Source organism: Micrococcus sp. M4NT, assembly GCF_033790745.1.
Lineage (GTDB): Bacteria > Actinomycetota > Actinomycetes > Actinomycetales > Micrococcaceae > Micrococcus.
This window is the reverse complement of the sequence record NZ_JAMYEH010000015.1, coordinates 13,031-32,824: the sequence shown is the minus strand read 5'-3', so window position 1 is coordinate 32,824 and position 19,794 is coordinate 13,031. Positions and strand designations below refer to the sequence as shown.

Annotated in this window: 15 protein-coding genes and 2 tRNA genes; 7 read left to right on the top strand and 10 right to left on the bottom strand. The window is 74.2% G+C overall.

Going from position 1 to position 19,794, the window contains the following annotated elements; all coding sequences use genetic code 11:
- The first annotated feature begins 85 nt into the window (after positions 1–85).
- The 5 genes from NJC10_RS10830 (at position 86) to NJC10_RS10810 (ending at position 4,316) form a co-directional block, all read left to right on the top strand.
- The gene (locus NJC10_RS10830; RefSeq protein WP_319076544.1) at positions 86–358 is read left to right on the top strand and encodes a hypothetical protein; all 273 of its coding nucleotides are present in this window, start codon (positions 86–88) and stop codon (positions 356–358) included.
- Between the two features lie 61 nt (positions 359–419).
- Entirely contained in the window at positions 420–1,127 is a 708-nt protein-coding gene (locus NJC10_RS10825; protein WP_319076543.1) for a response regulator transcription factor, read from the top strand.
- A gap of 1 nt (position 1,128) precedes the next feature.
- Positions 1,129–2,898 (top strand): HAMP domain-containing sensor histidine kinase, encoded by a 1,770-nt coding sequence (locus tag NJC10_RS10820; protein ID WP_319076541.1) that lies wholly within the window; start codon positions 1,129–1,131, stop codon positions 2,896–2,898.
- Between the two features lie 156 nt (positions 2,899–3,054).
- Entirely contained in the window at positions 3,055–3,345 is a 291-nt protein-coding gene (locus NJC10_RS10815) for a WXG100 family type VII secretion target (protein WP_319076540.1), read from the top strand.
- A gap of 38 nt (positions 3,346–3,383) precedes the next feature.
- Complete coding sequence (locus tag NJC10_RS10810; protein WP_319076539.1) at positions 3,384–4,316, top strand: DUF4031 domain-containing protein; 933 nt, start codon at positions 3,384–3,386, stop codon at positions 4,314–4,316.
- Between the two features lie 89 nt (positions 4,317–4,405).
- Here NJC10_RS10810 and groL read toward each other — a convergent pair whose 3' ends face one another.
- From groL to NJC10_RS10795, 3 genes are all read right to left on the bottom strand, one after another.
- Entirely contained in the window at positions 4,406–6,040 is a 1,635-nt protein-coding gene (gene groL, locus NJC10_RS10805) for a chaperonin GroEL (protein WP_248115347.1), read from the bottom strand.
- Between the two features lie 346 nt (positions 6,041–6,386).
- The gene (locus NJC10_RS10800; RefSeq protein ID WP_319076538.1) at positions 6,387–7,397 is read right to left on the bottom strand and encodes a LytR C-terminal domain-containing protein; all 1,011 of its coding nucleotides are present in this window, start codon (positions 7,395–7,397) and stop codon (positions 6,387–6,389) included.
- A 3-nt stretch (positions 7,398–7,400) separates the two neighbouring features.
- Positions 7,401–7,739: a DUF3263 domain-containing protein gene (locus NJC10_RS10795; protein WP_319076536.1), complete on the bottom strand. Its 339-nt coding sequence runs from the start codon at positions 7,737–7,739 to the stop codon at positions 7,401–7,403.
- Positions 7,740–7,792: 53 nt separating this feature from the next.
- On the opposite strand from NJC10_RS10795, the gene NJC10_RS10790 reads away from it, so the two are divergent.
- The gene (locus NJC10_RS10790; protein ID WP_298713892.1) at positions 7,793–8,470 is read left to right on the top strand and encodes a uracil-DNA glycosylase; all 678 of its coding nucleotides are present in this window, start codon (positions 7,793–7,795) and stop codon (positions 8,468–8,470) included.
- A 39-nt stretch (positions 8,471–8,509) separates the two neighbouring features.
- Here NJC10_RS10790 and NJC10_RS10785 read toward each other — a convergent pair whose 3' ends face one another.
- From NJC10_RS10785 to NJC10_RS10765, 5 genes are all read right to left on the bottom strand, one after another.
- Positions 8,510–10,408, bottom strand: a complete 1,899-nt coding sequence (locus NJC10_RS10785) for a threonine/serine ThrE exporter family protein (RefSeq protein ID WP_319076534.1) — start codon at positions 10,406–10,408, stop codon at positions 8,510–8,512.
- A 126-nt stretch (positions 10,409–10,534) separates the two neighbouring features.
- Positions 10,535–10,608 (bottom strand) — tRNA-Val (locus NJC10_RS10780).
- 118 nt (positions 10,609–10,726) lie between these two features.
- Positions 10,727–12,664 (bottom strand): S8 family serine peptidase, encoded by a 1,938-nt coding sequence (locus NJC10_RS10775; RefSeq protein WP_319076532.1) that lies wholly within the window; start codon positions 12,662–12,664, stop codon positions 10,727–10,729.
- A gap of 129 nt (positions 12,665–12,793) precedes the next feature.
- Positions 12,794–12,867, bottom strand: a tRNA-Thr gene (locus tag NJC10_RS10770).
- A gap of 56 nt (positions 12,868–12,923) precedes the next feature.
- Positions 12,924–13,790 (bottom strand): DsbA family protein, encoded by an 867-nt coding sequence (locus tag NJC10_RS10765; RefSeq protein WP_248115342.1) that lies wholly within the window; start codon positions 13,788–13,790, stop codon positions 12,924–12,926.
- 124 nt (positions 13,791–13,914) lie between these two features.
- Between NJC10_RS10765 and NJC10_RS10760 the strand changes: the two genes are divergently transcribed.
- Positions 13,915–15,228 (top strand): DUF4032 domain-containing protein, encoded by a 1,314-nt coding sequence (locus tag NJC10_RS10760; RefSeq protein ID WP_248115341.1) that lies wholly within the window; start codon positions 13,915–13,917, stop codon positions 15,226–15,228.
- A 6-nt stretch (positions 15,229–15,234) separates the two neighbouring features.
- Here the strand turns inward: NJC10_RS10760 and treZ are convergent, their stop codons facing one another.
- Together treZ and treY are read right to left on the bottom strand one after the other, a co-directional pair.
- Positions 15,235–17,289: a malto-oligosyltrehalose trehalohydrolase gene (gene treZ, locus NJC10_RS10755; RefSeq protein WP_319076530.1), complete on the bottom strand. Its 2,055-nt coding sequence runs from the start codon at positions 17,287–17,289 to the stop codon at positions 15,235–15,237.
- A 28-nt stretch (positions 17,290–17,317) separates the two neighbouring features.
- A complete protein-coding gene (gene treY / locus NJC10_RS10750; RefSeq protein WP_319076529.1) occupies positions 17,318–19,783 on the bottom strand; it encodes a malto-oligosyltrehalose synthase in 2,466 nt (821 codons plus the stop codon).
- Positions 19,784–19,794 lie beyond the last annotated feature (11 nt).

The following is a 19,794-nucleotide window of genomic DNA, read 5'->3' as shown; positions in this document are numbered from 1 at the left end:
GACCGCCTCTGACCGTGAGCCCTCGAGGGACGGCGATGGACGTGCTGCACTGATCCTCCAGGATAGCCGGACTACAGTGGCGGCCATGCCTGCCACCGTGCCCTCCGCCGCGCGCCGACCCGCCACCGACCCCGCGGAAGGCCGCGCGCCCAGCCCGTGGCTGCGCGCGGTGCTCGTGGCGGGCGTGGCCGTCACGGCGGTCTCCGCCCTCGCGCTGGCGGCCCTCCTGGTGGCCTACTTCCTCTCGGCGCCGGCCCTGCCCCTCCTGTACCGCCTGGCCCTCTACGGGCTTCCCGCGGGGTTCGGCCTGCTGGTGCTGCACCTGGTCCTCTCGGCCGTGCGGCGCGCCCGCTCCTGAGCGGCCCGGCACGTCAGCGAACGCCCAGCGGACTCCCAGGTGGAGTGGCCAGACTGGACTCATGCAGTCTCAGAACCCTGAAGCCCGCCTCCTCGTGGTGGACGACGAGCCCAACATCCGCGAGCTCCTCTCCACGTCCCTGCGCTTCGCGGGCTTCGAGGTGCGCGCCGCCGCCAACGGCCACGACGCCCTCGAGGCGGCGGAGGAGTTCCAGCCGGACCTGGCGGTGCTGGACGTGATGCTCCCGGACATGGACGGCTTCACCGTGACCCGTCGGCTGCGCGCCGCGGGCCGCCACTTCCCCGTGGTGTTCCTCACCGCCCGGGACGGCACCGAGGACAAGGTCACCGGCCTCACCGTGGGCGGGGACGACTACGTCACCAAGCCCTTCTCGCTGGACGAGGTGGTGGCCCGCATCCGCGCGGTGCTGCGGCGCACCGCGTCCCTGGACGACGACGGCGCCGTGCTGCGCGTGGACGACCTCGAACTGGACGACGACGCGCACGAGGTGCGTCGCGGCGGCGAGGTGGTGGACCTCTCCCCCACCGAGTTCAAGCTCCTGCGCTACCTGATGATGAACCCGAACCGCGTCCTCTCCAAGGCCCAGATCCTGGACCACGTGTGGGAGTACGACTTCAACGGGGACGCCTCCATCGTGGAGTCCTACATCTCCTACCTGCGTCGCAAGATCGACGTGGCCGGGCGGGACCGCATGATCCACACCAAGCGCGGGGTGGGCTACATGCTGCGCACGGCCGACAAGCGCTGAGGTGGCGGAGCGCCTCCGCGTCGCGTCGTCCCGGCTGCGGCACCCCCGCACGTGGGCCCGGGGCGCGTGGTCGGCCCAGTCCCTGCGCACCAAGCTCGTCGTGATGATCACGGCGCTCATGCTCACCCTCGTGGCGGTCACCGCCCTCGTCACCTCCGCCCTGTTCCGGCAGGAGCTCGTGCGGCAGCTGGACGAGGACATGGTCACCAACCGGGACGCGGTGTCCGTGTACCTGACCACCGTAGTCCAGACCGGCGGGTACTACACGCCCCAGCACGGGATCCTGCGCTTCTACGGCGCCCTGTGGGACACCACGGGCGCGCCGGTCGTCAGCACCCCCGTGATCATGGACGCGGACGCCCCGCGCCTCGAGGGGCTCTCCCTGGATCGCGTGCGCGAGATCGGCTCCGAGTCCTTCGAGGTGCCCGGCACGCAGGCGGACTCGAACGGCTGGCGGGTCCAGCTGTACCCCCTGCGCAGCGGCGAGGGCTCCATCGCCATCGCCCTGCCCCTGCACACCGTCTCCTCCTCCGTGGAGCGGGTCACCGCGCTCGTGGTGACCATCGGGCTGCTGGCGACGGCGGGCGCCGTCGTGGTGGCCAACCTGGCGGTGAAGCGCGCCTTCCGGACGCTGAACCGCGTGGAGCGCACGGCCGCGAAGATCGCGGCGGGCGATCTGAGCCAGCGCGTCGAGACCGCGCCCCCGGACACCGAGGTGGGGCGACTGTCCCGCTCGCTCAACGCGATGCTCGCTCACATCGAGTCCGCCTTCCGGGACAAGGAGGTCTCCGAGGGCAAGATGCGCCGGTTCGTGCAGGACGCGTCCCATGAGCTGCGCACCCCGCTCGTGACCATCCGCGGCTTCTCCGAGCTCTACCGCCACGGCGGCATCACGAAGGAGGAGGACGTGGCCGCGGCGATGGGCCGGATCGAGTCCGAGGCGGCCCGCATGACGCGCCTCGTGGAGGACCTGCTGACCCTCGCCCGCCTGGACGAGCAGCGGCCCCTCGAGCACGCGCCGGTGGACCTGCTCGTGCTGGGCGTGGACTCCATGATGGACGCCTCGGTCAACGCCCCGGACCGCACGGTGCGGCTCGTCGGGCTGGACGGCGGACGGGCCTCCTCGGCCCCCCTCATGGGCGACGAGAACCGCATCCGCCAGGTGGTGGTCAACCTCATGACGAACGCGCTGCGGTACACCCCGGCCGGCACCCCCATCGAGATCGCGGTGGGCACCGTGGAGATCCCCTCCGGCGGCTCCGGCGGCCCCGGCGGGGGACCGGACCGGGACTCGGTGATCGAGATCCGCGACCACGGCCAGGGCGTCTCCGAGGAGGACCGCGCACGGATCTTCGAGCGGTTCTACCGCGCGGACTCCTCGCGCCACCGCGAGACCGGCGGCACAGGGCTGGGCCTGGCGATCGTCGCCGCGATCGTCGCCCAGCACGGCGGCTCCGTCCGGCTCCTGGAGACCGAGGGCGGCGGCGCCACGTTCTCCGTGCACCTGCCGTGGACCCCCTTCGAGGACGATGACCTCGAAGATGACGGCGAAGCCGGGCACGAGGACGACGTCGAAACCGGCCTCGAGGAGGACGGCCCGGAGGGCGGGCGTCCGACGGCGGATCCCGTCGGGCGCGCCTCCTCCTCTGTGGCCCCCTCGGGGGCGGGCGCCTCGTCCGCGGTCCAGCGCCGTCGGCTGACGCGGGTCGCCGGACGACTGCGCCGCGCTGCGGCCAGCCGTCGCGACCGCGGCCCGCGCGACGGCGGCTGAGTCCCGCGGCCCGGCCGCGGCTCCTGCACAGGGCTCACCGCTCCCCCGGCCGGTCCCCAGACCGCGGGGACCGACGGCGGGCCGGCAGCGGCCGTCCCTAGCGTGGGGGTCAGCGGAGCCGGCCGCACCTCCGGCGTACACAGAGGGGACACGCACATGACCATCGTCCAGATCGACATCGAGGACCTGCGCGCCAAGAGCGGCGCCGTCGAGGGGTCCATCGGCCGCCTGCAGACCGAGGTGAACACCATGGAGGCGAGCCTCCGCCAGCTCCAGGACACGTGGCGCGGCCAGGCGTCCAGCAACTTCCAGGGCGTGCTGACGGAGTGGCGCGCCACCCAGCAGCGCGTGGAGGCCTCCCTGGCCTCCATCCGCCAGGCCATGGACGCCGCCGCCCAGCAGTACCAGGACGCAGAGGCGGCGAACGCCTCGATGTTCCGCTTCTGATCCGGGGCCCGTGCCGCGCGCGGCCTAGAGTGACGGTCATGAGCGTGCTCATCGACCCACCCGTCTGGCCCGCGCACGGCACGGTGTTCTCGCACCTCGTCTCGGACGCCTCCCTCGAGGAGCTGCACGCCTTCGCGCGGACGGCTGGCCTCAGCCCGCGCGCCTTCGACCTGGACCACTACGACGTGCCTGCGCACCGCCACGCGGACCTCGTGGCGGCAGGGGCGGAGGAGGTCAGCGGCGCGGAGCTGGTCCGGCGCCTCGTCCGATCGGGCCTGCGCGTTCCGGCCCGACGCCGGCCGACGCGGATCACCCCGGTGCTGCGCCGCCGTTGGGAGCGGCTCTTCGCGGGGGCCGGTGCCCACCCGGACGCGGTGCTCGCGACGGGTCAGGAGCTGCTGACGCGGTGGGCCGAGGAGCACCGCCACTACCACTCCCCCGCGCACCTGCTCGCCGTGCTCGAGGCGCTGGACGAGCTCGACGCCGCTGGTGAGGACCTCGGCGCGGACCCCCGCGCCGTGCGTCTGGCGGCCTGGTTCCACGACGCCGTCTACGCGGCGGACCAGACGGCCGACCCCGGCCAGGACGAGGCGGACTCGGCCGAGCTCGCCCTCCACCTGCTCGGCGATCCGCGGCTGCGGGTGCCCACCGCCCTCGTCGCCGAGGTCGAGCGGCTCGTGCTGCTCACCGTGGACCACCGCCCAGCCCCGGGCGACCCCGCCGGGGCTGCTCTGAGCGACGCGGACCTCGCGGTGCTCGGCAGCTCCCCCCAGGGGTATGACCGCTACGTCGAGGCCGTGCGCGCGGACTTCGCGCACGTCGCTGACGCGCACTGGCGCACCGGGAGGGCTGCCGTCCTCCAGCACCTGCTCTCCGCCGAGCACCTCTACGCCACCGCCACCGGCCGCGCCCGCTGGGAGCAGCCGGCGCGTCTGAACCTGCGCCGCGAACTGGAGGCCCTGCGCTCCTGAGCCGACACGGCGAGGCCCGCCTCCCCGGATCGGGAAGACGGGCCTCGCGTGCTGGGCGCCCGGGAGGACCGGGCGGGCTCAGCGGGTGGTCACATCATGCCGCCCATGCCGCCCATCGGGTCCATGCCCTCGGCACCGCCGGCCGGGTTCTTCTCCGGCTTGTCGGCCACGACGGCCTCGGTGGTGAGGAACAGGCCCGCGATGGACGCGGCGTTCTGCAGGGCGGAGCGGGTCACCTTGACCGGGTCGTTGATGCCCGCGGCCAGCAGGTCCTCGTACTCGCCGGTGGCGGCGTTCAGGCCGTGGCCGGCCTCGAGGGTCTTGACCTTGTCCGCCACGACGCCCGGCTCCATGCCCGCGTTGAAGGCGATCTGCTTCAGCGGGGCCTCGATGGCGACCTTGACGATGTTCGCGCCGGTGGCCTCGTCGCCCTCGAGCTGCAGGCCCTCGAACGCCTTCGCGCCGGCCTGGATCAGGGCCACGCCGCCGCCGGCGACGATGCCCTCCTCCACGGCCGCCTTGGCGTTGCGCACGGCGTCCTCGATGCGGTGCTTGCGCTCCTTGAGCTCCACCTCGGTGGCCGCGCCGGCCTTGATGACGGCCACGCCGCCGGCCAGCTTGGCGAGGCGCTCCTGGAGCTTCTCGCGGTCGTAGTCCGAGTCGGTGTTCTCGATCTCGGCGCGGATCTGGGCCACGCGGCCGGCGATCTGCTCGGCGTCGCCGGCGCCCTCGACGATGGTGGTCTCGTCCTTGGTGATGACCACCTTGCGGGCGGTGCCCAGCAGGTCGAGGGTGGCGTTCTCCAGGGAGAGGCCGACCTCGGAGGAGATGACCTGGCCGCCGGTGAGGATGGCGATGTCGGCGAGCATGGCCTTGCGGCGGTCGCCGAAGCCCGGAGCCTTCACGGCCACGGACTTGAAGGTGCCGCGGATCTTGTTGACCACCAGCGTGGCCAGGGCCTCGCCGTCGACGTCCTCGGCGATGATCAGCAGCGGCTTGCCGGACTGCATGACCTTCTCGAGGATCGCCACCATGTCCTTCACGGTGGAGATCTTGGAGTTCACGATGAGGATGTAGGGATCCTCGAGGACGGCCTCCTGGCGGTCCGTGTCCGTGACGAAGTAGCCGGAGATGTAGCCCTTGTCGAACCGCATGCCCTCGGTGAGCTCGAGCTCGAGGCCGAAGGTGTTGGACTCCTCGACGGTGATGACGCCCTCCTTGCCGACCTTGTCCAGCGCCTCGGCGATGAGGGCGCCGATCTGCGGGTCGGCGGCGGAGATGGACGCGGTGGCGGCGATCTGCTCCTTGGTCTCGATCTCGCGGGACGCGGAGAGCAGCTCGGCGGTGACGGCCTCGACGGCCTTCTCGATGCCGCGCTTCAGGGAGAGCGGATCGGCGCCGGCGGCCACGTTGCGCAGGCCCTCGCGCACGAGCGCCTGGGCGAGCACGGTGGCGGTGGTGGTGCCGTCGCCGGCGACGTCGTCGGTCTTCTTGGCGACCTCCTTGACGAGCTCCGCGCCGATCTTCTCGTAGGGGTCCTCGAGCTCGATCTCCTTGGCGATGGACACGCCGTCGTTGGTGATGGTGGGGGCGCCCCACTTCTTCTCGAGCACCACGTTGCGGCCGCGGGGGCCGAGCGTCACCTTCACGGCGTCCGCGAGGGTGTTCAGACCCTTCTCCAGACCGCGGCGGGCCTCTTCGTCGAATGCAATGGTCTTGGCCATGAGTGCATGTCCTTTCTGGACGTCACGTTCCTTGCTGGTGGCTGACCCGCACCGATGCCCGCGACGGACGGCCCGGAACGGGGCCTCACCGATGGACAGGTCCTCCTCCACGGGGGTGCCGGCCGGGGTACGACTGGCAGTCCCACCTTCGGAGTGCTAACCCCATTATGAGCACTCTCCCCGGGAGAGTGCAAAAGGCTGGGGCGTCGTCCGCCCGCATCCGCACCGGGCGGACGACACGAGGACGGCGCGCGGGTCCGCATGCACGCGACCCCCGTGGGCGCCGTCCCCTCAGGGTGGCGCCCACGGGGGTCGCACAGCGTCGGCGGACGCGCCGCCGCCGGGCTCAGCCGGCGACGACGACGGCGACGCCGTCGACCTGCAGGTTCGGGCTCTGGACGACGGGGAGGCCCAGCTCGCGGCCGACGGCCTCGGCGGCGGCCTTGTCCCCGGAGCGGTTGTACATCACGGTGGAGGCGCCCACGCGGGGGCCGCGCCAGTTCTGGGCGGACACCGACGTGAAGCCGGCGTTCTTGAGCTCCTGCGCGTTGCGGGCGGCCAGGCGGTTGATGCGGGTTGCGTTGTACACCGTCACACGGGTGCTCTTCGCCGCTGCAGCGGCACGGGAGGCCTCGGCCTTGCGGGACGCCTCGGCGGCCTGCGAGCGGGAGGCCTCGGCGGCCTGGGAGCGGGAGGCCTCGGCGGCCTGGGAGCGGGAGGCCTCGGCGGCCTGGGAGCGGGAGGCCTCGGCGGCGCGGGCGGCCTCGGCCGACGCGGCGGCGGAGCGGGAGGCCTCGGCCGACGCGGCGGCGGAGCGGGAGGCCTCCGCGTCACGGGACGCCTGGGCGGCGGACTCCTGCGCGGCACGGGAGGACTCGGCGGCCTGCGCGGCGGCGGAGGACTGCTCGGCGGCGCGGGAGGCCTCCGCGTCACGGGACGCCTGGGCGGCGGACTCCTGCGCGGCGCGCTCGGACTCGGCGTCCGGGGCGGGCCCGGTGCTCGACGCGTCCGTGGTCGCGGAGGGCGGGGCAGGCTCGGTCGAGGACGCGGCGGCCTCGGAGGAGGAGGCCGGGGCCTCGGTCGTGCTGTCCGTGGGCGCCGAGGAGGACGAGGAGTCCGCCGCGCCGGCCGTCGGGCGGTCGTCCCCGCCGGTGAGCCACGGCAGGATCACACCCAGGAACAGGCCCGCGAGCAGCACGAGCCCGGCGAGCAGCAGCAGCGGGCGGAGAGCGCCCCCGCCTGCGCCGCCGGACGCGGCGGTGGCGCCGGCGGCGGCCGGTGCGAAGGACGCGCGGTGCGCGCCGCGCTGCTCGGTGTACTCGGGGACGTCGTCGAAGCGGTCGGGCCGGTATGCCATCGGTCAGTTCTCCTGGCGGGGGGAAGCGGGAGCGGTGGACGAGGGAGTCACGGGCCTCCTGATCGCCCGACGCCGGGTGCCGCGCGTGCGCAGCAGGCGGCGGACGAGGAGGGGGCGGTAGGCCAGGGCGGCCTCGCGATCCAGCAGTCCGTTCAACACCTGATAGTAGGCGGTCGGCGCCAGCCCGAGGCGCTCCCGGATCGCGTGGTCCTTCGCGCCGGTGTGCCGCCAGGTCGCGGCCTCGAGATCGAGGACGGCCCGTTCCTGCTCCGTGAGACCGCCGAGGGGCGCGCGGGAGGCGCGCGCGGCGGCGTCGTCGGGGCGGAGATCCGGCTGAGACATGACGGCCACTCTAGTGACCGTCGCGGCCGTCGGCGCGCGGATACGCTCGGAGCATGGATCTCCTCGCACCCCTGGACCCCGGATGGGAGAGGGCGCTGGCCGCGCAGTCGGACGCCTTCGAGCACGTCGGCGCCGCCCTGCGCGCGCGCCGCGACGCCGGCGAGCACGTCCTGCCCGCGCCGGAGGACATCCTCCGGGCCTTCCGCCAGCCCTTCGACGACGTGCGCGTGCTGGTGCTGGGCCAGGACCCCTACCCGACGCCGGGCCACCCGATCGGGATGTGCTTCGCGGTGGACCGCCGTGTGCGTCCGCTGCCGCGCTCCCTGGCCAACATCTACCGGGAGCTCCACGACGACGTCGGCGTCACGCCCCCCGAGCACGGCGACCTGACCGCGTGGACGGACCAGGGGGTGCTCCTGCTCAACCGCGTCCTCACGGTGCGCGCGGGCGCGCCGGCGAGCCACCGCGGGATGGGCTGGGAGCAGATCACCGAGGCCGCCGTGCGGGCGCTGGCAGGGCGCGGCACCCCCCTCGTGGGCCTGCTGTGGGGCGCCGATGCCCGGCGCATGGCTCCGGTGCTGCGCGAGGCGGGGTGCGGCGTCGTGGAGTCCCCGCACCCCTCCCCCCTGAGCGCGCAGCGGGGCTTCTTCGGCTCGCGGCCGTTCAGCCGGGTCAACGCCCTCCTCGCCGAGGCGGGCGCGGAGCCGGTGGACTGGCGCCTCCCGGCCTGAGTCGGTCCCGCCCGCCCCGACGACGCCGGGCGGGTCCCGTCAGCGCAGGCGCGGCGGCAGCGCGCGGGGCGAGGAGTCCCGCAGGCGGTCCGTGACGGGCTTGGCCACCGTGTTGCCCAGGGCCACGCCGGCGGCGATCGCGGCGACGATGACGATCGCGTCGACGATCCCGACGATCCCGAGCATCTCCGACTGGGACTCCACGGTGAATCCGTAGAGGGAGCGGAAGATGGTCAGGCCGGGGAGCAGGAAGAGCACGCTGGGCAGCGCGACCACGAGGGCGGGAGCACCGATCCGCTCCGCCACGATCCGCGCCGTGAAGCCGATCGCGGCCGCCGCGATCGCCGGGGCGAGCCGACCGCTCGTGCCCGCCGCGGTGACCGCCGTGAAGACGAGGTAGCCCACCGCGGAGACCGCCCCGCTCGCGAGGATGGCGCGACTGCGGTTCTGCTCCACCACCGCGTCGGACATGGACGCCACCGCCACGAGGGCCAGCAGGAGCAGGAACGGGTGGCTCTCCTGCGAGGTCTCGGCGAGGTCCAGCGGCGGCAGCCCGACCATCTCCGCCACCCCCACCGCGAGCATGATCCCGCCCATGATCCCCGCGTAGACGAGCAGGGCGGAGATGAAGCGGCCGGCGGCCGTGACGGGGAACCCGTTGATCGCGTCCTGGGTGGCCGTCACGAACCGCACCGTCGGCAGGAGCATCATGATGCCGCCCGCGGTCACCACGGCGGGGTTGACGGGCACCCGGAGGGCGAACGCCACCAGGGCGATGACCGTGGCGAGGAAGGCGGCGAACATGGCGGAGAAGATCTCGGGGAAGCGGGCCCTGTCCGCCTGGACCTTGAGCCAGAACACCAGCCACGTGGAGACCATGCCCAGCAGAGCGCCCTCCCAGGAGCCGCCGATGAACGGGACGAAGCAGCCCGCGAACACGCCCGCGAACAGGACCTCGAAGAAGGGCGGGAACGGCTTGGGCCGGTGGCGGATCTCCACGAGACGGCGCTGCGCCTCGGAGCGCTCGACCTTCCCCTCGGAGATCTGCTCCACGAGGCGGTGGACGGCCACGAGGCCGTCGAAGTGCGTGGACGAGGAGCGCACCACGCGCTGCAGCGTGTACGGCACCTCGCCGCGGGAGGAGTCGGGCGCGTAGTTGAGGGAGATGGCCTGGTTGGTCAGGTCCACCTCGGTCTCCTGGATGCCGTAGGCCTGGGTCACCACGATGATCGAGGTCTCCACGTCCAGCGAGGTGGCCCCGAAGCTGAACATCGTCTCCCCCAGCTTGAGGGCGAAGTCCAGGGTGGTCCGCGCCTCGACGGAATGGTGCTCGACGTCCCTGCGCTGCTGGAGGGTGGAGCGCATCCTGCGCCCGTACGGCGAGCTCTGCAGACGCTCCACCATGGCGAGGGTCTGCGTGGGCAGGGCCTCCTCGAACACGGCGCGGTCCTGGCGCCCCCGCCGCCCTCGGCGCCGGCCCTTCTTCTCCGGCGGGCCGTGCGGGACCACCGGGTCCGGGACGGTGACGTCCGGTTCGGGGATCACGGCCGGCGCGGGCAGGGCGCCGTCGGCGTCCGCCGGGGAGAGCACCGAGGTGGGCACCTGCTCCGAGAGCGGCGGCTCGGTCAGGGGCGAGTCGGCGGCCGGGGTGGGAGTGGCGTCCTCCGCCCCGTCCGTCTGGACGACGCCCTGGTCCGGGTGCAGGCCGGGGTCTGCCGCGAGCCCGGTCTCGTTGACGGCGTCCTCGTCCAGCAGCAGCGGGTCCAGGTCCACCGCCGAGTCCGGGGCGAGCATCACCGGGGGCGCCGGCCGCCCGGGGGACTCCGCGGCGGCCGCGGGGCGGATCACGGGGATCAGGGTGGGCTCCGCGGCGGGCTCGGGGATGCGCGGGTCGAAGCGCTCCGCCTCCTGGGGGCCGTCCGGGTCCACGCCGTCCACCGTGTCCTTCCTGCGCTCTGCGCCTGGCTGCTCCTCGATCGCGGCTGGTCGCCGGTGACATCCAATCACGCCGGACGCACCTTCGGGCACGCGAAAGGGCCCTCCCGAAGGAGGGCCCCGCTGCGGTGGATCTTACTGGACTCGAACCAGCGACCTCTCGCGTGTGAAGCGAACGCTCTAACCAACTGAGCTAAAGATCCGCGCGCGTCCCGATCCGCCGTGGCGGACCGGACAACTCGCAGAACTCTACCGGATCCCCCCGGCGGGGGCAAGTCCGCGCGACGGCGGGAGGGCCGGCCGGCCCTCCTGCCGCTCGCCTCACTTCGCGGAGAGCGCGAGGTCGTCGAGGCTGAAGGCCGTCCAGGCGGACGAGTCCTCCACGCCCCGGAACTGCAGGGTCACCGTCCTGCCCGCGAAGCGGGAGACGTCCACGGTGTGCTGCACCCAGCCGCGACCCTTCTCCACGTTGGAGTGGGTCTTGAGGGTGTACGTGCCGTATGCGCCGTCGCGGACCTGCACGGACAGCTTGTCGTACGCGGTGGACGAGCTGGTCTCGGCCGAGTCGACGCGCACCCAGTAGGACAGCGTCGTGGTCGTGCCGGCGGGCACGGCCACGGTCTGCGAGAGGGTCGCGGTGTTCGCGTAGCCGAGGTTGTTGAGCACGCCGTGGTAGATCCCCGAGTGCGGGGAGACGGACTCGTACCGCGACCGGCCGGTGCCGCTCCAGCCGGTGGCCCCCGACTCGAAGCCCGGGTTTACCAGCAGGTTGCCGGAGGGCGCGGGGGCCGGCTCCACGGGAGCAGTCGGGTCGGTCGGCGCCGTCCCGCCGACGGCGGCGACGGCCGCGGTGGCGTCGGCCAGGCCGGCGCCGCAGCCCTCGGAGCAGGTCACGGGCATGGCGCGGGCGGTCGACTTCAGGGTGGACTCGACCTGTGCCGGGGTCAGGCCGGGCTGCTTCGTGAGCATGAGCGCGGTCAGGCCCGCCACGTGCGGGGTGGCCATCGAGGTGCCGTTGTAGGAGGCGTAGCCCGCGCCGGACGGCCGGGTGGTGCCCGTGTTGACCGTGGAGATGATGGAGCTGCCCGGCGCCGTCACGTCCACGGCGCTGCCGTAGTTGGAGAAGGAGGAGCGGCGGCCGGAGGAGTCGGACGCGGCCACGGTGATGGTGTTCTGGCAGTTGGCGGGGCGGGCGTTGGCGGCAGGCTGGTTCTCGTTGCCGGCGGCCACGACGACGGGCACCCCGCGACCCACGGCCGCGTTGATGGCGTTCTGGTAGGTGGTCCCGCAGGTGCCGGAGCCGCCGAGGGACATGTTGATCACGTCGGCCGGGGTGGCGTTCAGGGGGGCGCCGGGCACGGAGCCGCCCGCGGACCACACGATCGCATCGGCGATGTCGGCGAGCGAGCCGCCGCACTTGCCCAGCACGCGCACCGGCTGGATCTTCGCGTTCGGGGCCACGCCCACGACGCCCACCGTGTTCGTCGCGGCCGCCACGGTGCCGGCCACGTGCGTGCCGTGCCAGGACGAGTTCGACGGGTTGGGATCGCCGCACTCGCCGGCGAGGTACCAGTCGCCCTCGTCGGCGGGGTTGGCGTCACGGCCGTTGCCGTCACGCGAGGAGGTGGTGTTGGAGATGAAGTCGTAGCCGGCCACCACGTTGGCGTTGAGATCCGCATGGGAGGTGATGCCGGTGTCGATCACGGCGACGATCGAGCCGGTGCCCGTGGTGCTGTCCCACGCCCCCGGCACGCGCATGCCGTTCACCCCGGTGAAGCCCCACTGCTGCCCGTAGTACGGATCGGCGGGGGTGAGGCCGCTCGCGGTCATGATGGCGTTCGGCTCCACGGCCTCCACCAGGCTCGAGGCCTTCAGGTCCGCCATGAACGCGGCGGACGCGGAGGGGCTGAGCTTCTCGTCCGTGGCGATCACGTGGGAGCCGAGCGCGGTCTCGCGCAGCTCCTTCACAGACACGCCCGCCTCCTTCGCCGCCTTGCCCCACGCGAGGGCCCTGCCCTTCGGGCCGGAGACGGACGCGGTCTCCTTGTAGGTGACGATGAAGGAGTCGTAGCCGTCCGCGTTCGGGTCCGCGGCGGTGGACGCGCCCGTGCGCGCCGGGGCGGAGGCCGCGGGGCGTGAGGCGTCGGGGGCGGCGTCGACGGCGACGGCCGGCGAGGCGCCGAGGGCGCTGCCGGCCACGACGGCGGCCGCGAGCAGGGCGCCGAGACGACGCGTGCGGGAGGGGGGAGAGGGCGTCATCGTGCTGCTCCAAGAGGGGACGGGCCACCGCCTGCGGTGGAGTCCGAGGGATCGGGCACCGGGGGTGACGAGGCTCACACTAGGGCACGACGCGCGGAGTTGACCAGCACGGATGCAGAGGTCGTCGCGAGCCCCCTACCGGATTCGAACCGGTGACCCTCTGTTTACAAGGCAGATGCTCTGGCCAGCTGAGCTAAGGGGGCGGGCAGGGGGCCGGGTCCGCGCGGGCGCGGCACCGACCCCCTGAAGGATACCGGGATCAGCCCTCGATCTTGGCGGACGCCCAGTCGCCGAAGGAGTCCTCGGCGCCGTCGATGGCCCAGTTCTTGCCGTCCATGAGCACGGTCGGCGTGCCGCCGACGCCGGCGGCCTTGGCCTTGGCGGTCGCGTACGCCACGGCGGGCCGGTAGGCGTCGTCCTTCACGCAGGAGGAGATGTCCGCGCCGAGCTCCTCGGCGCGGTCCACGAGCTCGTCGTCGGAGATGCCCTTGCCCCCGTGCTGCTGGTAGGCCGCGAACAGGCCCTCGACGAAGGCGTTGTAGGCCTCGGGCTTCTGCTCGGCCACGCAGTACGCGGCGTTCGCGGCGCGCGCCGAGTAGTTCTGGTTGCCCGGGGTGCTGAGGAAGTCGACGATCCGGTACTCGACGGTCGCCTTGCCCTCGTCGAGCCACGTGTTCAGCTGCTCGGCGTTGCTCTTCTCGAACTCGGCGCAGTGCACGCAGTTGAAGTCGGCGTACACCACCACGTGGTGGGGCTCCCCGTCCGCGGGCGCCTCGGCGCCCGGGACGCTCTCCGGCTGGCCGCCGGCGCCCTCGGGGACCTGCACGTCGGCGGCCTTGACCTCGCCGACGTCCTCCCCGCCGTCGGCGAGCGCGGTGGTGGAGGTGAGGGCCACGCCGCCCTCGGTGTTCGCGACGGCGGGCAGGGGCCCGGCCTCGGCGGCGGCGTCGCGGCCCTGGTTCGCCACGAGCGCCACCACGAGGGCGGCCGCGAGCGCGGCGGCGAGCACGGCGCCCCAGATCCAGAGGGAGCGGCGGCGGCGATCCCTGCGCTGCTGCTCCTCCTGCATGCGGCGGGCGCGCGCTCGGGCGTCGGTCGACGGCGTCGAGGCTCTGCTGCTGGCCAAGGGTCCTCCTGGGGTCGAAGTGTGCGTCCCGGTGCGCTCCGGGCGGCGGGCGCGGGCACCTGCCGGGGCCGGGCTCGCGATGCGCGAGGCGAGCATATCCGCCCAGTCTGGGAGGATCGGCGGCATGGCCCCCCCGGAGACGAACGCCCCCTCCCCCGCCGACCGCCTGACCGTCACCGGCGCCCCGTCCGGCGACGCGACCGAGGACCCCGCGACGGCCCTGCTCGCGCTGCCGTGGTCCACGCCGCTCGAGGAGTGGCCGGAGGACGTCCTCGCCGCCCTGCCACGCGGCATCTCGCGGCACGTGGTGCGCTTCGCCCACGTGGGCGGGAGCATCGTGGCCGTCAAGGAGACCACGGAGGAGCTCGCCTTCCGCGAATATCGGCTGCTGCGCCGCCTCGCGGACCGCCCGCCGCCCTCGGTGGAGCCCGTCGCGGTCGTCACTGGACGCACCCGCGACCACGGCACGCCCCTGCCCGCGGCACTGGTCACCCGGCACCTGCGCTTCTCCCTGCCCTACCGCGCCGTGTTCTCCGAGCGGCTGCAGCGGCCGACCCTCGTGCGGCTCATGGAGGCGCTGGCGACCCTGCTGGTGGAGCTGCACCTGGAGGGGTTCTTCTGGGGCGACGTCTCGCTCTCCAACGTGCTGTTCCGCCGGGACGCGGGCGGATTCGCGGCGCACCTGGTGGACGCGGAGACCGGCGAGCTGCGGGAACGGCTCTCCACGGGCCAGCGCGAGCACGATCTCGAAGTGGCCCGCGTGAACGTGGGCGGTGAGCTGCTGGACCTGCTGGCCAGCGGGCTCGCCGACCCGGACGTGGACCCCGCGGCCACCCCCGACCTCATGGTGGACTCGTACCGCCGGCTGTGGGAGGAGCTGACCGCTCCGGTCGCCTTCCCCCGTGCCGAGCCGTGGCGCATGGACCGCCGATTCCGCCGCCTCGGCGAGCTCGGCTTCGAGGTGGAGGAGTACTCCCTGCGGGCGGCGGAGGCCCCCGGCATGATGACGGCCCGGCCCACGGAGGTCCTCGCAGGGTTCCACCGGCGCCGCCTCGAGCGGCTCACGGGCCTGCACGTGCAGGAGAACCAGGCCCGACGCCTGCTCGTGGACATCGACGCGGCCCGGCGGGCCTGGGACCCGTACCTGGACATGGAGGGGGCCGCCCACCGCTGGGTCGTGGAGGTCTTCGATCCCGTGGTGCACTCCGTCCCACTCGAGCTGCGCGCCAAGCTCGAGCCTGCCGAGATCATGCACCAGCTTCTCGAGCACCGCTGGTACCTCTCCGAGGCGCGCGGCGCAGCCGTGCCCCTCCAGGAGGCCGTGGACTCCTACGTGGACACGATCCTGCGCGCCCGCAGGGACGAGGACGCGCTCGCCCTGCACCCCACCACCACGATGCTGCGGGCCGTGCCCGACCCGGAGCCCGGCGCGGGCTGAGCCGGCTCAGCGCTGCAGCAGCAGGAAGCCCGGCGCGGCCACCTCCACCGGCGCGGCGGCGGGCGCGTCCGCGTCCGCGGCGAGCGGGCCGGCGTCGGTGTGGCCGGCGAGCACGTGCGCGCCCCGCAGGTCCTCCGGGACGGTGAGCGGGAGGTCGCCGAGGGCGGCGAGGAGCACGACGTCGCCGCACGCCGCCTGCTCGGCCCGTCCGCGCTCGAGGCGCACGTGCCGTCGCTCGGGGTCCACCCACGCGCGGGTGAGCGAGCGCCGCGGCTCCGTGAGTGCCGGCAGGGTGCGGCGCAGCCCGATGAGGCGGCGGTACGTCTCCTGCACGCGGGCCCCGCGGCCCTGCCCCGGCTCGGCCCAGTCGAGCACCGCGGAGTCGCGGGTGACCCGGTCCTGGGGGTCGGGCACGTCGGCCGGGTCCCAGCCGTGCGCGGCGAACTCGCGACGCCGGCCCTGGCGCACCGCCTCGCCCAGGTCCTCGTCCGGGAACGAGGTGAAGAACGCCCACGGTGTGCTCGCCGCGAACTCCTCGCCCATGAAGAGCAGCGGCACGTTCGGGCCGGTGAGCAGGAGGGCCGCCTCCGCGGCCAGCGACCCCTCGCTCAGAGTCGCCCCGGTGCGATCCCCGGCGGCGCGGTTGCCCACCTGGTCGTGGTTCTGGATGCTCACGATGAACGCCTCGTTCGGCACGTCCGCCGGAACGGGACGCCCGTGGTCCCGTCCGCGGAACGTCGAGCGGGTGCCGTCGTGGAAGTACGCCCGCTCCATCACCTTGGCCACCGCCTCCAGGGGCGCGAAGTCCGCGTAGTAGCCGCCCGTCTCCCCCGTCGTCGCGACGTGCAGGGCGTGATGGACGTCGTCGTTCCACGCGGCGGCCAGCCCCAGCCCGCCGGCGGAGCGCGGGAGCACGAGCCGGGGGTCGTTGAGGTCGGACTCCGCCATGAGCGGCACGGGGCGGCCCGCGCGGGCCGCGGCCTCGTCCGCGAGCGCGGCCATCTCCTCGAGGAGGTGCACGGCGCGGGTGTCCCGCAGGGCATGCACGGCGTCCAGGCGCAGCCCGTCCACGTGGAACTCCTCGATCCACATGCGCACGTTGTCCAGGATGTGGCGGCGCACCTCGTCCGAGTCCGGACCGTCCAGGTTGACGCCCTCGCCCCAGCCGGTGTCCCCCGCGGTGAGGTACGGGCCGAAGGCCCCGAGGTAGTTCCCGGCGGGGCCGAGGTGGTTGTAGACCACGTCCTGCACCACGCCGAGCCCCGCGGCGTGCGCGGCGTCCACGAAGCGCCGGTACGCCTGAGGGCCGCCGTAGGACTCGTCCACCGCGAACCACGCGACGCCGTCGTAGCCCCAGTTGCGGGGGCCGTTGAAGGAGTTCACGGGGAGCAGCTCGAGATGGGTCACGCCCAGCTCGACGAGATGGGGAAGCCGCTCGATCGCGGCCTCGAGCGTCCCCTCCGCCGTGAAGGTCCCCACGTGCAGCTCGTACAGCACCGCGCCGCGCAGCCCCCCGCCCTGCGGGGCGGCCGGATCCGCGAGCACGCCGGCCGGCCCGCGCCAGTCCGCGTCCGTCCACGCGAAGTCTGCACCCTCGACGTCGCGGCGGGAGGGCCCGTGCACCGTGTCCGGCTGGCGGCGCGAGCGCGGATCCGGCACGGGGTCGCCGCCGTCCACGCGGTAGCCGTAGCCGGGGTCGGCGGGGGCCGGGGCGCCGAGCACGGCCGCCGGGTCCTGCGACGGCGTCCACCACCCGCCGGCCGCACGGTCCATGGCCACCGCGCGGGCGCCCGCCCAGCGGTCCTGCGCGTCGTGCCGCGACCCGGGCACGGCGTCCACGAGCACGAGTTCGACGGTCTGCGCGTGCGGAGCCCAGACCGCGTAGGGGGTGCGCCGCGCCTGGGCCGCGGCCTCCGGCTCCGCACCGGTGGGGTCCACCGGGTCGGCCCCGATGCGGCGCAGGCCGAGGCCCGCATCCGGCACGGGGGCGGCGGCGACGACGTCCGCGGCGGCCTGCGGCGCGCGGGAAGGGGCGGTGTCGGGGGCGGTGTGGTCGCGCATGGCGGGTCTCCTGGGGTGGACGGATCGGTCAGGCGGCGGGCACGAGCAGCGCCACCGGGAGGTCGTGCAGTAGCTCGGCGAGCCGCACGGCGCCCCGCTCGTCCGGTTGGACGCGGCGGCCCGTCACGGCGTCCTCCCACGCCCCGGCCGGGACGGTCACGGTGGTCTCCCCCCAGCCGCCGCGCTCGGTGAGCGTGGCGGGCCAGCGGGTGGCCACGGCGAGGGCGCCTCCGCGGCTGAAGGCCACGGCGTGCTCGGCGGCCGGACCGGAGACGTCCAGCGGGCGGTATCCCGTGAACAGCTCCGGTCGGTCGCGGCGGGTGCGCAGCGCCGCGGCGACCACGGCGAGCTTGGCCGCGTCGGGGTCCTGGCGCGTGGGGCGCCACCCCGTGTCGAGGCGGTCGAGGAGGGCGGCGCGGGCCGCGAAGTCCACCGGGCGGCGGTTGTCCGGGTCCACGAGCGAGGGGAACGGGAGCTCGGTGCCCTGGTAGACGTCCGGGACGCCCGGCGCCGTGAGCTGCACGAGCTTGTGGCCCAGCTGCACCGCGAGCCCGGCCTCGGAGATCCGGTCCGCCACCGCCTGCACGAGGCCGCGCGCGGGGCCGTCCGCCGCCGTGACGGCGTGGGCCAGCTCCGCGAGGCGGGCCTCGTAGTCGGCATCCTGGTCCGTCCACGTGGTGTGGACGGCGGCCTCGCGCGCCGCCTTCTGGAGGAAGCCGAGCACGCGCTCGGCGTCCGGCGCGGTGCCGTCCGTGGGCCACACGCCCACGATGGACTCCCACACCAGGCGCGCGGCGTCCGGCTCCCCCAACGGGTGGAGGGCGCACAGCTGCGTCAGATCGGCCGCCCAGCGCTCGGGGTCCTCGGCCAGCACGGCGATGCGGGCGCGCACGTCCTCGCTGCGCTTCGTGTCATGCGTGGTGAGTGTGGTCATGGAGGTGGGCCAGGACGCCTGCCGGGCCTGCTGCGCAGCGTGGAACCCGCTCAGGGTGAGGGCGACGTGCGCGGGGTCCCCGCCCACCTCGTTGAGGTTGGCCCACCGGGTATACCGGTAGAAGGAGCGATCCTCCACGCCCTTGGCCATCACCATGCCGGAGGTCTGCTGGAAGCGGCGGGCCACCGGGGACTCCGGGTCCGAGAGCACCGCGAAGAGGTCCGCGAGCACGGGTGCGAGCTCCGGTCGCTCCACGGCGGCCGCCTCGACGGCCTCCTCGAGGTGGCCCTGTCCCACGGGGAGGTAGGTGCGGTACACGGGCAGCTGGGCGAGCACCTCCGCCAGGCCCGCGGTGAGGGCTTCGTCGTCGTGGGCGCCGAGGACGCCGGCCGCGCGGGCCTCCCGCACGAGGCGCCCGGTCTCGGCCGCGAGGGAGCCGGTGGCCACGTCCTCCTTGGCCTCGGCGATCAGCTCGTGCCATTCCGCGCGGCGGGCCGCGTCCTGCTCGGGCGTCCCCACAGCGGCGCGGGGCATGAACACGCGCTCGACCTCGCCCAGGGCGTCGTAGCCGGTGGTCCCGTCCGCGTCCCACGCCGCAGGCAGGAGCTCGCCGGGCTCCAGGATCTTCTCCACGACGAGCCAGCCCTGCGGCAGCACGCGTCGACGCAGGAGGCGGAGGTAGTCGGCCGGGTCCGTCAAGCCGTCCGGATGGTCCACGCGCAGCCCCGAGACGAGCCCCTCGCGCACCCATCGGGCGATCTCCGCGTGGGTGGCGTCGAAGACCTCCGGGTCCTCGACGCGGACGCCCGCGAGGGTGGTCACGGTGAAGAAGCGCCGGTAGTTCAGCTCGGCGTCCCCGCGGCGCCAGCCGATGAGGCGGTAGTGTTGCAGCTCGTGCACGGCGTGGGCCAGACGGGCGCGCTCGGGGGTCGGATCGTCCTCGGGGCGGGCGCCGGCGAACACCTCAGCGGCGCCCAGGCCGGTGGCGGCCTCGGCACGCTCGAGCGAGCCGGGGGCCAGCGGATAGGCGGTGTCCCAGTGCAGGAGCCGGCCGGCGTCCGGCCGCTCGCCCGGGACCACCACGAGGCGCTCGATCGCGGCGTCGTCCCCGCGATCGCCTCCCTCAGGACCGTCCTCCAGGACGGGAATGAGCACACGGCCGTCCCCGGCCCCCCAGTCCACGTCGAACCACGCGGCGTGCTGCGCTTCCCGGCCGTGCGCCAGCAGGTCCCACCACGCCGGGTTCGCCTCGGGCGTGGCCACTCCCACGTGGTTGGGGACGATGTCCACGAGGACCTTCATCCCCACCTCGTGCGCGGCGCGCGCCACCTCGGCGAGGCCCTCGGCGCCTCCGCGGGCGGGGTCCACGCGGCTGGGGTCCACGACGTCGTAGCCGTGGTCCGAGCCCGGCTCCGCGGCGAGCAGCGGGGAGAGGTAGAGCCAGTCCACCCCGAGCCGGTGCAGGTACGGCACGAGCTCGGCCACGGAGGGCAACGGGAGGTCCGGGCTGACCTGGAGCCGATAGGTGGACGCGGGCACGGGACGCTCAGCGGGGATCACTCCGCCGACGC